2 pseudogenes are annotated in these 384 nt (G+C 77.3%); both read left to right on the forward strand.

The window, feature by feature from the left end:
* Positions 1-158, forward strand: a pseudogene (locus tag LPA54_RS41840) (helix-turn-helix transcriptional regulator); the annotation flags it as partial.
* Positions 155-384 (forward strand): annotated as a pseudogene (locus tag LPA54_RS41845) (helix-turn-helix transcriptional regulator); the annotation flags it as partial. The pseudogenes LPA54_RS41840 and LPA54_RS41845, both read left to right, overlap by 4 nt.

Here is a 384-nt window from a genome sequence, read left to right on the forward strand (position 1 = left end):
TGGACGAGGCCCTCGCCCGCCGGCTCGGCATGAACGTCCGCACCTGCCGGGCCCACATAGCCAAGCTGGCCGCCACCCTGGGCAGCGGCAGCCGGGCCCAACTGGGCTACCTCATCGCCCAGTCCGGGATCCTCGACGAGGACGGCGGCCCCCGGTGACCGGCGCGCCGCACGCGGAGCACGGAGCGGACGAGCTGTGCCCGGAGGGGACCGGACTGTACGAGCGGGCCCTGCGTGAGGGCCGGCTGGACGCGGTCGAGGCCCAGGCGGCCCCCTGCGCGGTCGATCTGGGCCTGCTGCGGCCCGCCGTGGACGACCGGGACACCCTGGAGCCGCTGCCCCCGGCGGTCGCCCTGCAACGGCTGCTGCGCCGCTCCGGGGAGCG

The organism is Streptomyces sp. DH12 (genome assembly GCF_020873895.1).
GTDB lineage: Bacteria > Actinomycetota > Actinomycetes > Streptomycetales > Streptomycetaceae > Streptomyces.